The sequence below is a fragment of the Pseudomonas sp. CG7 genome (assembly GCF_023701885.1).
Taxonomy (GTDB): domain Bacteria; phylum Pseudomonadota; class Gammaproteobacteria; order Pseudomonadales; family Pseudomonadaceae; genus Aquipseudomonas; species Aquipseudomonas zanjanensis.
Genome location: NZ_JABAEE010000077.1, coordinates 16,150 through 29,561, shown reverse-complemented (window position 1 = coordinate 29,561; position 13,412 = coordinate 16,150). Strand labels below are relative to the sequence as shown.

At 60.5% G+C, this 13,412-nt stretch carries 10 protein-coding genes; 5 read left to right on the top strand and 5 right to left on the bottom strand.

Translation table 11 applies throughout. From position 1 onward, the window contains the following. The coding region (locus HGO40_RS24660) for a cation:proton antiporter (RefSeq protein WP_250965147.1) at positions 1-1,674 on the top strand (1,674 nt) is incomplete at its 5' end. Positions 1,675-1,687: 13 nt separating this feature from the next. Here HGO40_RS24660 and HGO40_RS24655 read toward each other — a convergent pair. The 3 genes from HGO40_RS24655 to uvrD all read right to left on the bottom strand — a co-directional run bounded on the left by HGO40_RS24655 (position 1,688) and on the right by uvrD (position 5,599). Continuing rightward, the gene (locus tag HGO40_RS24655; protein ID WP_003187120.1) at positions 1,688-2,095 is read right to left on the bottom strand and encodes an SMI1/KNR4 family protein; all 408 of its coding nucleotides are present in this window, start codon (positions 2,093-2,095) and stop codon (positions 1,688-1,690) included. Between the two features lie 140 nt (positions 2,096-2,235). Beyond that, complete coding sequence (locus HGO40_RS24650; RefSeq protein ID WP_250965146.1) at positions 2,236-3,111, bottom strand: Tim44 domain-containing protein; 876 nt, start codon at positions 3,109-3,111, stop codon at positions 2,236-2,238. A gap of 304 nt (positions 3,112-3,415) precedes the next feature. Further along, positions 3,416-5,599, bottom strand: coding sequence for a DNA helicase II (uvrD, locus tag HGO40_RS24645; protein WP_250965145.1), 2,184 nt, complete (start codon positions 5,597-5,599; stop codon positions 3,416-3,418). A 261-nt stretch (positions 5,600-5,860) separates the two neighbouring features. Between uvrD and HGO40_RS24640 the strand changes: the two genes are divergently transcribed. Then, positions 5,861-8,731: a putative bifunctional diguanylate cyclase/phosphodiesterase gene (locus HGO40_RS24640; RefSeq protein ID WP_250965144.1), complete on the top strand. Its 2,871-nt coding sequence runs from the start codon at positions 5,861-5,863 to the stop codon at positions 8,729-8,731. Positions 8,732-8,807: 76 nt separating this feature from the next. On the opposite strand, the gene HGO40_RS24635 is transcribed toward HGO40_RS24640, so the two are convergent. Further along, the gene (locus HGO40_RS24635) at positions 8,808-9,122 is read right to left on the bottom strand and encodes a hypothetical protein (protein WP_250965143.1); all 315 of its coding nucleotides are present in this window, start codon (positions 9,120-9,122) and stop codon (positions 8,808-8,810) included. Between the two features lie 443 nt (positions 9,123-9,565). On the opposite strand from HGO40_RS24635, the gene hexR reads away from it, so the two are divergent. Both hexR and HGO40_RS24625 read left to right on the top strand, forming a co-directional pair. After that, entirely contained in the window at positions 9,566-10,432 is an 867-nt protein-coding gene (gene hexR, locus HGO40_RS24630; RefSeq protein ID WP_003187110.1) for a transcriptional regulator HexR, read from the top strand. A gap of 256 nt (positions 10,433-10,688) precedes the next feature. Continuing rightward, on the top strand, positions 10,689-10,898 hold the full coding sequence (locus HGO40_RS24625; protein WP_080675527.1) for a PA3496 family putative envelope integrity protein: 210 nt from the start codon (positions 10,689-10,691) through the stop codon (positions 10,896-10,898). Here HGO40_RS24625 and HGO40_RS24620 read toward each other — a convergent pair. Beyond that, on the bottom strand, positions 10,840-11,802 hold the full coding sequence (locus tag HGO40_RS24620; protein WP_284739229.1) for a LysR family transcriptional regulator: 963 nt from the start codon (positions 11,800-11,802) through the stop codon (positions 10,840-10,842). The genes HGO40_RS24625 and HGO40_RS24620 overlap by 59 nt on opposite strands. 187 nt (positions 11,803-11,989) lie before the next feature. On the opposite strand from HGO40_RS24620, the gene HGO40_RS24615 reads away from it, so the two are divergent. Beyond that, a complete protein-coding gene (locus HGO40_RS24615) occupies positions 11,990-13,405 on the top strand; it encodes an acetyl-CoA carboxylase biotin carboxylase subunit (RefSeq protein WP_250965142.1) in 1,416 nt (471 codons plus the stop codon). Positions 13,406-13,412: the final 7 nt, after the last annotated feature.

The following is a 13,412-nucleotide window of genomic DNA, read 5'->3' as shown; positions in this document are numbered from 1 at the left end:
GTGGTACTGGGCTATATCGTGGCCGGCTTCATCATTGGCCCGCACACGCCGCCGTTTGGTTTTATCCACGACGAAGACACGATCAAGACCCTGGCCGAGCTCGGGGTGATCATCCTGATGATTTGCCTGGGGCTGGAATTCAGCCTGCGCAAACTGTTCAAGGTCGGCGCCACGGCCTTCATCGCGGCGTTCCTCGAAATCGTGTTGATGATCTGGATCGGCTATGAAATCGGCCGCTGGTTCGAATGGAGCACCATGGACTCGCTGTTTTTGGGCGCGATCCTGGCCATTTCCTCCACCACCATCATCGTCAAGGCCCTCAACGACCTGAAGATGAAGAACGAGCGCTTCGCGCAGTTGATCTTCGGGGTGTTGATCGTCGAGGACATCCTCGGTATCGGCATCATCGCCTTGCTGTCGAGCATTGCCGTCAGCGGCACCGTGAGCTCCGGCGAGGTGTTTTCCACCGTTGGCAAGTTGTCGCTGTTCATGATCGTCGCGTTGGTCATCGGCATTCTGCTGGTGCCGAGGTTGCTGGCCTACGTGGCGAAGTTCGACAGCAACGAAATGCTGCTGATTACCGTACTGGGCCTGTGTTTCGGCTTCTGCCTGCTGGTGGTGAAGCTGGAATACAGCATGGTGCTCGGGGCGTTCCTGATCGGTGCGATCATGGCCGAGTCCCGGCAGTTGCTGAAGATCGAGCGGTTGGTGGAGCCGGTGCGTGATCTGTTCAGCGCGATTTTCTTCGTCGCCATCGGGCTGATGCTCGATCCGGCGATATTGCTGCAATACGCCTGGCCGATTGCGGTGATTACGGGCGCCGTGGTGCTTGGCAAGATGTTGTCCTGCGGCCTCGGTGCCTTTATCGCCGGCAACGATGGACGCACCTCGTTGCGCGTTGGGATGGGGCTTTCGCAGATCGGTGAATTCTCCTTCATCATCGCGTCGCTGGGGATGACCTTGCAGGTCACCAGCGATTTCCTCTACCCGGTAGCGGTCGCCGTTTCGGTGCTGACCACACTGCTGACGCCTTACTTGATCCGGGCCGCCGACCCGCTGTCCGTCAAGTTGGCAACGGCCATGCCGCAACGGCTGACGCGAGTGCTGGGGATGTATGGCGAATGGCTGCGTAGCATCCAGCCCCACGGCGAAGGCGCGATGCTGGCGTCGATGATCCGGCGGATTCTCCTGCAGGTAGGCGTCAACCTGGCGTTGGTCATCGCCATTTTTGTCTCGGGGGGATATTTCGCCGAGCGGATGTCGGCTTACCTGCAAGCCTGGATCAGCGATCCGAGCTGGCAAAAAGCATTGATCTGGGGCGGAGCGTTACTGCTGTCGCTGCCGTTCCTGATTGCCGCTTACCGCAAGCTCAAGGCGCTGTCGATGCTGCTGGCGGAGATGGGCGTGAAGCCGGAGATGGCTGGCCGCCACACCCAGCGCGTGCGCCGGGTGATCGCCGAAGTGATCCCGATTCTCTCGCTGCTGGTGATTTTTCTGCTATTGGCAGCCTTGTCGGCCAGCATCCTGCCGACCAACAAGTTGCTTGTGCTGATTGCCGTGGTGGCGACTGCCGTGGCGGCACTGCTCTGGCGCTGGTTCATCCGCTTGCATACGCGGATGCAGGTGGCCTTGCTTGAAACCCTGGACAACCACAAGGAGTCGTCCGGCCATTGACCGGCGGCGGGGCTCAGCTTTCCAGCCAGACGTCCCGGGCCCAGTGCCAGACCGATTCCCAGGTTTCCTCGGCGATCAGTTCTTCCTCGGCTTGCCACAACACCACCGTGCCGTCCTCTTCGACGCAGTAATAATCATCGCCGTCCTGGCAGATCGGGATCAGGCTGCGGTCGACACCGGCATCCCAGGCATTGGCGGCCACATCCGGCAGGTAGGTGTGGGACTGTGGATCGGTGACGGTTACCGGTTCCAGGCTGCCGTAGACGACGTCGCTGACGGTCAGCAAAAACTCCCTGAAGACGAACGGGATATCGATGAACAGCTGCTCTTCGATCTCTACCAGCAAGTCTTCGTCGGGCAATTCCAGCGGGACCGGTACGGGCTCGTTGGCTTCACGCAATTGTTCGATGATTTCTTCCACGTCCGGGGATCCTCTTTCTCGATGGCGCGGTTTTATATGGAGCGGTTTATACAGTAGCTCGCTATAGATGCAACCGCGAAATAGAAAACCCCGGCCTGAGCCGGGGTTCTTTTATTTCAACATGCAAAACCGGTAAAGGTTCAACCGTTCTGGCGGATACCGGCCACCAGCCAAGGCTGGTCATCGCCCTGGGCACGTTCCATGTTCCAGCTTTCGCTGAACGCTTCGCCCTTGTCGAAGCGAGAATCCTTCGACAGACCGCTGAAGGTCAGGGTGGCGATGGTCTTGTCGGCGCGATCGTCGACACCATCCAGTTGCACCTGGAGGTTGTCGATGTAGGTGGACTGGAAGCCGTCACCCAGCTCGGCCCGCTCGCGCTTGAGGAATTCCAGCAATTGCGGGGTGACGAACTCGGAGATCTTGTCCATCTCGTTCGCGTCCCAATGTTGCTGCAGGGCCATGAAGTGGTTGCGCGCGGCTTCGATGAAGCGGCCTTCGTTGACCCAGGCCGGCGCATTGATCACCCGACGAGCGGCCACAGGCGCTGCCGAACCACCGAAGATCGAACCGCTGGCAGGCTGCTGGTTGAACACATCACGCTGCATCGGCGCGTGGCCAGCTGGAGCGAGTTGCTCCTGCTGCTTGCGACGACGAGCGGCAATGAAGCGGAAGACCAGGAAGGCGATGACCGCCATGATCAGGATGTCGAAGATCTGCATGCCCTGGAAGCCGTCACCCATGAACATGGAGGCGAGCAGGCCACCGGCAGCGATGCCGGCCAGGGGGCCGAGCCAGCGCGACGCGCCGCTGGCCTTGGTGGCAGCGCCCGCGGCACCGGCCGCGCCTGCGGTGGCAGCGGTAGAGCCGGCGGCAGAAGACGGCGCCATCTGGCTGGTCTGGTGAGTCGGGGCTGCTCCCGAGCTTTTACCACCGCCAAAGCGCTTGGCGGCATTGGCGTCGATGGCCATCGTCAGGCCGATGCACAACGCCATGGCGATGCTAAGAAAACGTTTCATATAAAGGCATTCCCATTTGTGGATAGCACGCGCGCCATGTTGCACAGCAGAACTGTTGCTGGCTAGCAGCAGAGTGTTTCGGGCTTTTGCGTGACAGGTGAGGTTCAGCTTCAGCTGCGCAAGAAAGCTTGTTCGCTTTGGGCTGTAGGAAAGGGGAACAAGTTCTATCGGAAATGTTTGGCGTCCCCAGAACAACCTGTGGGAGCGAGCTTGCTCGCGATAGCGGTGTGTCAGTCAGCAACAATAGTGACTGATCCACCGCTATCGCGAGCAAGCTCGCTTCCACAGAGTTCCTGCAAGGCCTTTAGATCGCTTCGAGCTTGGCATATCCCAGCATCAGCCACTTGCTGCCTTCGCTGAAATTCACCTGCACCCGGGCCTGGGCGCCGGCGCCGTCGAAGTTGAGGATAACGCCGTCGCCGAATACCGAATGCCGCACGGTCTGGCCGAGGCTGAAGCCGGTGTCCGGGATATCGCTGCCGCCAAACAAGCTGCTGGTGCTTTGTTGCTGGCCGCCGCCGAACGGCCGGCTGACACTGTTGGACAGCCGCACTTCCTGGATCAAGCCCTTCGGCACTTCACGTACGAAGCGCGACACTTTGTTGTAGGTCTCGCTGCCATACAAGCGTCGGGTTTCGGCGTAGGTCATGACCAGGTTCTGCATGGCGCGGGTGATGCCGACATAGGCCAGGCGTCGTTCCTCTTCCAGGCGTCCCGGCTCTTCCAGGCTCAACTTGTGGGGGAACAGGCCTGCTTCCATGCCCACGAGAAACACGTAGGGAAATTCCAGGCCCTTGGCGCTGTGCAGGGTCATCAGCTGGATGCTGTCTTCATGTTCGTCGGCCTGGGTGTCGCCGGCCTCCAGCGAGGCGTGACCGAGGAAGGCCGACAGGGGCGACAGGTCTGCGTCTTCTTCGGTGTTCTCGAAGTTGCGCGCGGCGCTGACCAGTTCCTCGAGGTTTTCCACCCGGGCCTGGCCTTTCTCGCCTTTTTCCGCTTCGTGGTAGGCGATCAGGCCGGACTGCTCGATGACAGTCTGGGTCATCAAGTGCAGGGGCATTTCCCCACACTTGGCGGCCAGGTCTTCGATCAGGTCCATGAAGGCCTTCAGGGCACCGGCGGCGCGACCGGTCACGCCTTTGTTGGTGACCAGCTGGCGCATGGATTCCCACATGGACACATGGCTGTGGCGCGCGTGATCGCGAATCGCCTCGACGGTTTTCTCGCCAATGCCCCGCGTCGGCACGTTGATGACCCGCTCCAGGGCCGCGTCGTTGCCCCGACCTTCGATCAGGCGCAGGTAGGCCATGGCGTTCTTGATTTCCGCACGTTCGAAGAAGCGCTGGCCACCATAGATGCGGTAAGGGATCCGTTCGCGCAGCAAGGCCTCTTCCAGCACTCGCGACTGGGCGTTGGAACGGTACAGGATGGCAATGTCGCTACGGGCCAGGCCGGTTTTCAGCGCGCTCTCGATGGTTTCCACCACGTAGCGGGCTTCATCGTGTTCGTTGAAGGCGGCATAGAGGTTGATCGCTTCGCCTTCGCCGCCATCAGTCCACAACTCTTTGCCCAGGCGCCCGGTGTTGTTGGCGATCAGGGCGTTGGCGGCTTTGAGGATGCCGGCGGTGGAGCGGTAGTTCTGTTCCAGGCGGATGACTTCGGCGTCGGGAAAGTCCGCCGAGTACTGGTGAATGTTCTCGATCTTGGCGCCGCGCCAGCCGTAGATCGACTGATCGTCGTCACCCACCACCATCAGGCTGTCGCCGCCCTTGGCGAGCAAGCGCAACCAGGCGTATTGCACGGCGTTGGTGTCCTGGAACTCGTCCACCAGTACATGCCGGAAGCGCTTTTGGTAGTGAGCCAGCAGGCCCGGGTGGTCGCGCCACAGGTCCAGGGCCCGCAGCAGCAGCTCGGAAAAGTCGATTACGCCGGCACGCTGGCACGCCGCCTCGTAGGCTTCGTAGATGCTGCGCATGGTCGCCAGGAACAGGTCGCCGCTGGCCTGGATATGCTGCGGGCGCAGGCCTTCGTCTTTCTGGCCGTTGATGAACCATTGGGCCTGGCGGGCCGGCCAGCGTTGTTCGTCCAGGCCAAGCTCGCGGATCACCCGCTTGACCAGGCGTTGCTGGTCGTCGCTGTCCAGGATCTGGAAGGTCTGGCTCAGCCCGGCCTCCTGCCAATGCGCCCGCAACAAGCGGTGCGCCAGGCCGTGGAAGGTGCCGACCCACATGCCGGCGGGGTTGATGCCCATCAGTTGTTCGATGCGATGGCGCATCTCGGCCGCGGCCTTGTTGGTGAACGTCACCGACAGGATCGAATGGGGCGAGGCGTTCTCGACCTGGATCAACCAGGCGATACGGTGCACCAGCACTCGGGTTTTACCGGAGCCGGCACCGGCCAGGACCAACTGACGACCCACGGAGGCGGCTACGGCCTGGCGTTGGGCATCGTTGAGGGAGTTCAGCAGAAGGGAGAGATCATCGCGCATCGGAGCATTCTAGGGTGCAGCGTCACCCCGGGCAAACCGAGCTTTGCATCGGCCGATAAAAGACCGTTTGGTGATGACCGGCGAGTCACGGGCTACAGGCGTTGGCGGGACTCGCTCGGGAGGGGCGCCATCCAATGGAATAGCGACTTTTTTCAATGTTTTTATGAGCTGGGGCAGTGTGGGATGGCCCATGGCTTGTGTATGCTCGGCGCTTGTTTCGGGTTCTCCACGCTCCTCTCTATAAGAACAAGAACAGTGCCAATGACCCTCAATTCCGATCCGGCGGGCCCCTGTGTGGAACCGCGGGTCATCTGCAAGCAGTACGCCACGGAGATGGCGGTCGAGCGCACACGTCTGCTGTATCAGGGCTCACTGCTTCCTACATTGTTCATGCTGCTCAACGGTCTGGTCTGCGCCGCACTGTTATGGGAGCCGCGGCGCTATTTCCTGGTCAGCGTCTGGCTCGTCTGGTTGTTGTCACTGGTGGCGTTGCGGGTGATCCAGGTGGCGGCTTTCGATTCGGCAATGCCAAGCCGCCAGGCCCACCCGATCTGGTTGCGTATGTTTTTGCTGGGCTCGGCGATGACCGGCCTTACGCTGGCGGGGGCCGGCATCGCGTTGGTCCCGGCCGACAGCTTCCAGCAGCAGGCCTGGGTGTTCGGCCTGATTGGCGCGGCCGCGTTGTCGGCCAGCGTGGCCTATGCCGTGAGTCTTCCGGCGTTCCTGTCCTTTGCCTTGCCCTGCCTGTTACCGGCCATCGGCTATCTCTTCTGGGGCGGCGATGAGCAGCAGCGGGGTTGGGGCTGGCTCGGGCTGATTGTGTTGGTTTCCTTGAGTGTGGTGGCTTGGCAAGTCAATCGCCTGATCCAGAATGGCATGTTGCGCCGTTTCCAGAACCAGGCGTTGATCGAGCACCTGCAGCAAACCCAAACCCGCGGTGCGATGCTCAACGAGGCGCTGGGCCGGGAGGTTGAGCAACGGCGCTCGGCCGAGGAAAAATTGCGAGCGGCCCAGGTGGGCCTGGAGGCGCGTGTCGCGCAGCGCAGTCTTGAACTGGAGGCCGCCAGCCAGGCCCTGAGCAAAAGTGAGGCGCGCCTGGCCCTGGCCCTCAAGGCCAGTGAGCTGGGGTTGTGGGATTGGAATCTGCAGACTGACGAAGTCCATCACACCCAGCTCAAGGAGCTGTTCGGCCTGGAGCCCGAATACGTCACGGCGATGCTCAGCCATCTCACCCCGCGCCTGCACCCTCAAGACCTGCCGGCGCTCAAGCGGGCCCTGGTCGAGCACCTCAAGGGCCGCAGCGAGGATTACCAGATCGAATACCGGGTGCGGCACGGCGATGGCCATTGGGTCTGGATCGAAGACCGGGGCCGGGCCGTGGAGCGCAGCGCCAGCGGACGGGTGCTGCGCATGGTCGGGACTCGGCGCGACATCAGCGCGAGCAAGGACCTCGAGCAGCAACGGCAGCTGGCGGCCACGGTGTTCGAGGCCGCCAGCGAAGGGATTGTGATTTTCGACCCCAATTATGTGCTGCTCGCGGCCAATCAAGCGTTCACGCGAGTCACCGGTTTCAATATCGATGACATGCTCGGGCGCAATGTCGTCAACCTGCCATGCAGTCGCGACGCGCGCCGGCACTATCCCATCATCCGCCAAGCGCTCAAACAGCATGGCACCTGGCAGGGTGAGCTGGTGGAGGCGCGGGCCAACGGCGAGTTGTACCCGCAATGGCTGCAACTGAACGTCGTGCGCGATGCTCGGGGAAATATCAGCCATATCGTGGGCTTTTTCGCCGATCTTTCGGCGCGCCGCGAATCTGAAGAGCGCATGCGCTACCTGACCCATTACGACGAACTGACCGGGCTGGCGAATCGCTCGCTGTTCCGTGAGCGCCTGAACGAAGCTCATCAGCGGGTGCGCCAGGGTGGACGGCGTAGCCTGGCGTTGCTGCATATCAACCTGGACCGTTTCAAACTGCTCAACGATAGCCTGGGCCATGACATCGCCGACCAGTTGTTGCAGAAAATGGCGCGGCGCTTGATCAATGCACTGCCCGAGGCCGACACCATTGCCCGGTTATCCGGCGATGAGTTTGCGGTGTTGTTCGATGCCTACGGCAGCCTTTCCAGCCTGGCGCGGGTGGCGACCCGGCTGGCCGCCAAGCTGCGCGTGCCGTTGACCATCGAAGGTCATGAATTGGTGCTCAGTGCCTCCATCGGCATCAGCTTGTTGCCGGACAACACGCGGGAAATTGCCACGCTGGTCAGCCAGGCGAACATGGCCATGCAGCACGCCAAGCATCTGGGGGGCAACAACTTGCACTTCTACACCGAGAGCCTCCAGGCCAGCACGCTGGAGCGCCTGCAACTGGAAAACCAACTGCGCAAGGCCTTGGAAGAGCAACAACTGAAGGTCTTTTATCAGCCCAAATTGTGCCTGGCCACCGGTCGCCTGAACGCCGCCGAGGCGCTGGTGCGTTGGGATCATCCGGCCATGGGCCGAGTCCCGCCGGGAGATTTCATCGGCTTGGCTGAAGAGACCGGGCTGATCGGACCGATTGGCGAGTTCGTGTTGCGCCAAGCCTGTTGGCAGGCGTGCGAATGGCAGCGCCAAGGGCTTGAGCCGATCAGGGTGTCGGTCAACCTGTCCGTGCATCAGTTGCGCCAGGGCAAGCTGGTCAGCCTGGTGCGACAAGTGCTGGAGGAAACCGGCCTGGCGCCCCAGTACCTGGAGCTGGAGTTGACCGAGAGCCAGTTGCTCGACAGCGTTGAACACATCATCGCCACGTTCCAGCAATTGCGCGACCTTGGGGTCAAGCTGGCGATCGACGATTTTGGCACCGGCTACTCATCCCTGAGCTACCTCAAGCGTATCCCGGTGGACTACGTGAAGATCGACCAGGCGTTCATCCGCGGGCTGGGCGAGGGCAGCGTGGATACCGCCATTACCCGGGCAATCATTGCAATGGCCCATGGCTTGTCGCTCAAGGTAGTGGCTGAAGGCGTTGAGCGTCAGGAGCAGCTTGAGTTCCTCAGGAACGAGGGTTGCGATGAGGTGCAGGGGTATCTGATCAGCCGGCCGGTGGAGGCAGACGGTTTGGCCGGGTTGTTGCGGGCGCAGCACCTGGGTTGAATTAACCTGAACGACGACGATAACTTCCCGGTAGACGACGAGCGCGTCTGCCGGGAAGTTGTTTATGGGCGAATGCTTAGTGGGTGATTAGAACTTCATCAATGTGGTGCAGCAACTCGCCTTCGAAAAAAATACTGACGCCCGTGACGTTGGATTCACCCAGCTCTTTGTATTCGACAATCTTGTCTGTGAGCACTTGTAGTGAAACCCCGTCGGAGTTTTGAAGTATCAACTCCAATCGTAGATCAAGAGATTTGTCCTGATTGGCGCTCCGGACCAGCGTCGGGATAACGCCGGAATTTGCTACGGTTACGGTGCCAAAGGTGCGGAAAGATGCAGTGCCCGGCATACGATCGATTTGTGCGGTCCAACCTTTAGTTGTGATTTTCATAGTGGTAACTCCTTTAGTTAAAGTTGATTGCTTCCTGCGGGAGCCAATATAACGGCTTTGACTTGATGGTGTTAGTTAAGTGGCGGTTGGGATTGTAAGGAGAAATGAACTTTCAATGGCCTACTTGGTTTTGACTTGAGAGCTACTGCCTAGGGTTGTAGGGATATATATTGTTAAGGGCTGCAAGTTATCGAATGTTTGGCTCATTGGAAATAGGCGCTATTGCCTACGTTGGAAGCTCTGGCCGGGTCAGGAAGTCAGGCGATCGACAGCGCAGAGGGTTTGCGCTACGGCCCAGGCTGCTACATCGGGCAATCCTCGGCCAAAACAAAGGGGCAGCGAGGCAATCCAGTTACGTTTTGGACGGGCAAAGCGCCAATTCTTGTAGTATAACTACAAGCTTGCTACATCCCGGCATCTGCCCATAACAAGAGTCCAGCCCCTTGAACCTGTTGCAACACATCGCCCAGTCACGCCACTTGCTGCGCAAGTCGGAGCTGAAAGTCGCCGATCACGTACTGCTTGATCCCGCGGCCGTGATGCATAGCTCCATGGCCGATCTTGCCCACAGCGTCGGCATCAGCGAACCGACCATCGTGCGCTTCTGCCGGGCCATCGGTTGCTCGGGTTTCCAGGATCTGAAACTCAAGCTGGCGCAAAGCCTGGCCGCCGGCGCGAGCTTCGGTCAGTTTGCGATCCATGAAGATGATTCAGTGGCGGACTACAGCCTGAAAATCTTCGACACGACCCTGCATACGTTGATGGAGGTTCGCGAGAAGCTCGACCCGGTGGCGTTGCAAAAAGCCGTCACGGCCATGTCCCAGGCCCAGCGAGTCGAGTTTTATGGCTTCGGCGCCTCGGGCGCAGTGGCGGCCGATGCCCAGCACAAGTTCTTCCGGTTGCTGCTGACGGCAGCAGCCTATTCTGACCCGCACATGCAGGCCATGTCGGCAGTGACCTTGAAACCCACCGATGTGGCGATCTGCATTTCCCAATCGGGGCGCTCCAAGGACCTGCTGATCACCGCGAACCTGGTGCGCGAAAGCGGTGCTTCGCTGATCACCTTGTGTCCGAGCCAGACCCCCTTGGCGGAGCTGTCCACGGTGAACCTGGCCATCGATGTGCATGAAGACACTGAGATCTACACGCCGCTAACCTCGCGCATCGCCCATCTGGTGGTGATCGACGTACTGGCGATGGGCGTCGCCATGGCCCGTGGCCCGAGCTTGGTCAACCACCTCAAGAGCGTGAAGCGCAGCCTTCGCAGCCTGCGGCTGTCGCCCAAGTCGGTGAAGGCGCTGGACGACTGAATCCCAAGCCCTGAGGTCGAGGGGCTTTTGTGGCGAGGGAGCTTACTCCCGCTGGGCTGCGAAGCAGCCCCCAACGATTTTTCCAGATACACCGCATTGGCTGGTTTGCGACTGCTGCGCAGCCGAGCGGGAGCAAGCTCCCTCGCCACAAAGTGTCATTTCCCCCTGAATTCATCGTTCTGTAACGCACGCGCCGCCAAACCGTCATCCCTCATCGTCATCGTAAAGCTCCCGTATACGTCTTGGGAGTCTCGACATGACCCAGTCCTACGAAGAACGCAGCGCCGTCAAAACCCGTCGTCAGCAGGAAGACCAGCGCCGCATGGCGTTCCGTCGTGCAATCGAAGACCGCTATGAACAGCGTCAGCTTCTGGCCGAGATCAGCGAGTTTCCTGACGCGGTAGAGTTCAATTACTGGCAGGCAACGCCGGCGGCTTCCCGTCGAAACGCTCAACCAGGCCGATGATCTGAGCGCGCTCGCCGCGAACGAAGGCCAGGAAGGCATGGGCCACCGGTGACAGGCGCTTGGCCCTGGCCTGCACCAGGCACCAACTGCGGTACAGCGGCAATTCCTCCACCGGCAACTCGATGAGTGCGCCGGACGACAATTCCCGGCTCGCGGCGTGACGTGTCAGCAGCGCCACGCCCAGCCCGGCCACTACGCATTCGCGCTGGGCTTCCGCCGACGCCACTTCCAGCGTCTGGGTGAAGTGCACCCGTTTCTCCTTGAAATATTCCTCACAGGCCAGTCGCGTGCCGGACCCCGGCTCGCGCAACAGCAGCGTGTAGGGCTCCAGGTCCTGCAAGCGCAGCGGACCCAGGTGGCACAGCGGATGGTCGGGCGGCGCCACGGCGACGATCGGATTGTTGAGAAAGGGCAGGAATTCCAGGCCCATGTCCTGGGGCACCATGGACATGATCACCAGGTCGTCGCGGTTGTCCGAGAGCCGGCGGATGACCTGGCCGCGATTGACCACCGTGAGGTTGAGGTTGACCTCCGGATGCTGGCGCTTGAATGCGGCGAATAGATGCGGGACGAAGTATTTTGCGCTGGACTCTACCGCCAGCTTCAGTTGGCCTTGCAGCGAACCCTGCATGTCCGAGAGCTGCATATCGAGGTTTTCCAGGCGCCCGAAGAAGTCGCGGCTGGCACGTTGCAGGGCTTCGGCGGCTTCGGTCATGTAGAGTTTCTTGCCGACATACTCGAATAACGGCTGGCCAATCAGCTCTTCCAGAGATCGAATCTGTAGGCTAACGGCCGGTTGTGTGAGAGACATTTCGTCGGCTGCACGGCTGTAGGACCTCAGGTCGCACACCTCGTTGAAAATTTGCAATTGACGCAATGTCATACGCATCAACGACTTACGCATCTTTTAAGTACTCTGGTGTGGGACGGGCAGCTCAACTATAAGTCTTTGCTTATGCATGACCCAATAATTATTCATTTTTGTTAATCCACAGCCAGGACTAGTGTGGAGCTGCGACCAATTGTTACATCTGGTCACGCGTCGGCCTGGATCCCAGGCCGTGGTATCACCGGCTCAAGGGAACCTCCAATTGATAACAAAGATCCTGATCGCCAACCGTGGTGAGATTGCCGTCCGCATCGTGCGCGCTTGCGCCGAGATGGGCATTCGCTCGGTCGCGGTCTACTCCGACGCGGACCGCCATGCGTTGCACGTCAAGCGTGCGGACGAGGCCCACAGCATCGGCGCCGATCCGCTGGCCGGCTACCTCAACCCGCGCAAACTGGTGAACCTGGCGGTGGAAACCGGCTGTGATGCCTTGCATCCCGGCTACGGGTTTCTCTCGGAAAATGCCGAACTGGCAGACATCTGCGCTGAACGCGGCATCAAATTCATTGGCCCTTCGGCGGAAGTCATTCGCCGCATGGGTGACAAGACCGAAGCGCGGCGCAGCATGATCAAGGCCGGTGTGCCGGTCACGCCGGGCACCGAAGGCAACGTGGCGGGCATCGAAGAGGCCCTGACCGAAGGTGATCGGATCGGTTACCCGGTGATGCTCAAGGCCACCTCTGGTGGCGGCGGTCGCGGTATCCGTCGTTGCAACAGCCGTGATGAACTCGAACAGGCCTTCCCGCGGGTGATTTCCGAAGCCACCAAGGCGTTCGGTTCGGCGGAAGTGTTCCTGGAAAAATGCATCGTCAATCCCAAGCACATCGAAGCGCAGATCCTGGGCGACAGTTTCGGCAACGTGGTGCACCTGTTCGAACGCGATTGCTCGATCCAGCGCCGTAACCAGAAGCTGATCGAAATCGCCCCGAGCCCGCAATTGACCCCTGAGCAGCGCGCCTATATCGGCGACCTGTCGGTGCGCGCGGCCAAGGCCGTGGGCTACGAGAACGCCGGCACCGTGGAGTTTTTGCTCGCCGAAGGCGAGGTGTACTTCATGGAGATGAACACCCGGGTGCAGGTGGAACACACCATCACCGAAGAAATCACCGGTATCGACATTGTTCGCGAACAGATCCGCATCGCCTCCGGGCTGCCGCTGTCGGTCAAGCAGGAAGACATCCAGCACCGGGGTTTTGCGTTGCAGTTCCGCATCAACGCCGAGGATCCGAAAAACAACTTCCTGCCCAGCTTCGGCAAGATAACCCGCTACTACGCCCCGGGCGGCCCGGGTGTGCGCACCGACACGGCGATCTACACCGGCTACACCATTCCGCCGTTCTACGATTCGATGTGCCTGAAACTGGTGGTCTGGGCGTTGACCTGGGAAGAAGCGATGGACCGTGGCCTGCGAGCCCTCGATGACATGCGCCTGCAGGGGGTCAAGACCACCGCCGCGTATTACCAGGAAATCCTGCGCAATCCGGAATTCCGCAGCGGCCAGTTCAACACCAGCTTCGTTGAAAGCCATCCTGAACTGACCAACTACTCGATCAAGCGCAAACCCGAAGAGCTGGCCTTGGCCATCGCCGCCGCCATTGCCGCCCACGCAGGCCTGTAAGGAATCA

What these genes read in the sequence shown, in the direction of transcription:
- HGO40_RS24650 (WP_250965146.1), bottom strand. Translation starts at nt 3,111, where the DNA reads ATGAAACGTTTTCTTAGCATCGCCATGGCGTTGTGCATCGGCCTGACG.
- uvrD (WP_250965145.1), bottom strand. Translation starts at nt 5,599, where the DNA reads ATGCGCGATGATCTCTCCCTTCTGCTGAACTCCCTCAACGATGCCCAA.
- HGO40_RS24640 (WP_250965144.1), top strand. Translation starts at nt 5,861, where the DNA reads ATGACCCTCAATTCCGATCCGGCGGGCCCCTGTGTGGAACCGCGGGTC.
- HGO40_RS24635 (WP_250965143.1), bottom strand. Translation starts at nt 9,122, where the DNA reads ATGAAAATCACAACTAAAGGTTGGACCGCACAAATCGATCGTATGCCG.
- HGO40_RS24625 (WP_080675527.1), top strand. Translation starts at nt 10,689, where the DNA reads ATGACCCAGTCCTACGAAGAACGCAGCGCCGTCAAAACCCGTCGTCAG.
- HGO40_RS24620 (WP_284739229.1), bottom strand. Translation starts at nt 11,802, where the DNA reads ATGCGTAAGTCGTTGATGCGTATGACATTGCGTCAATTGCAAATTTTC.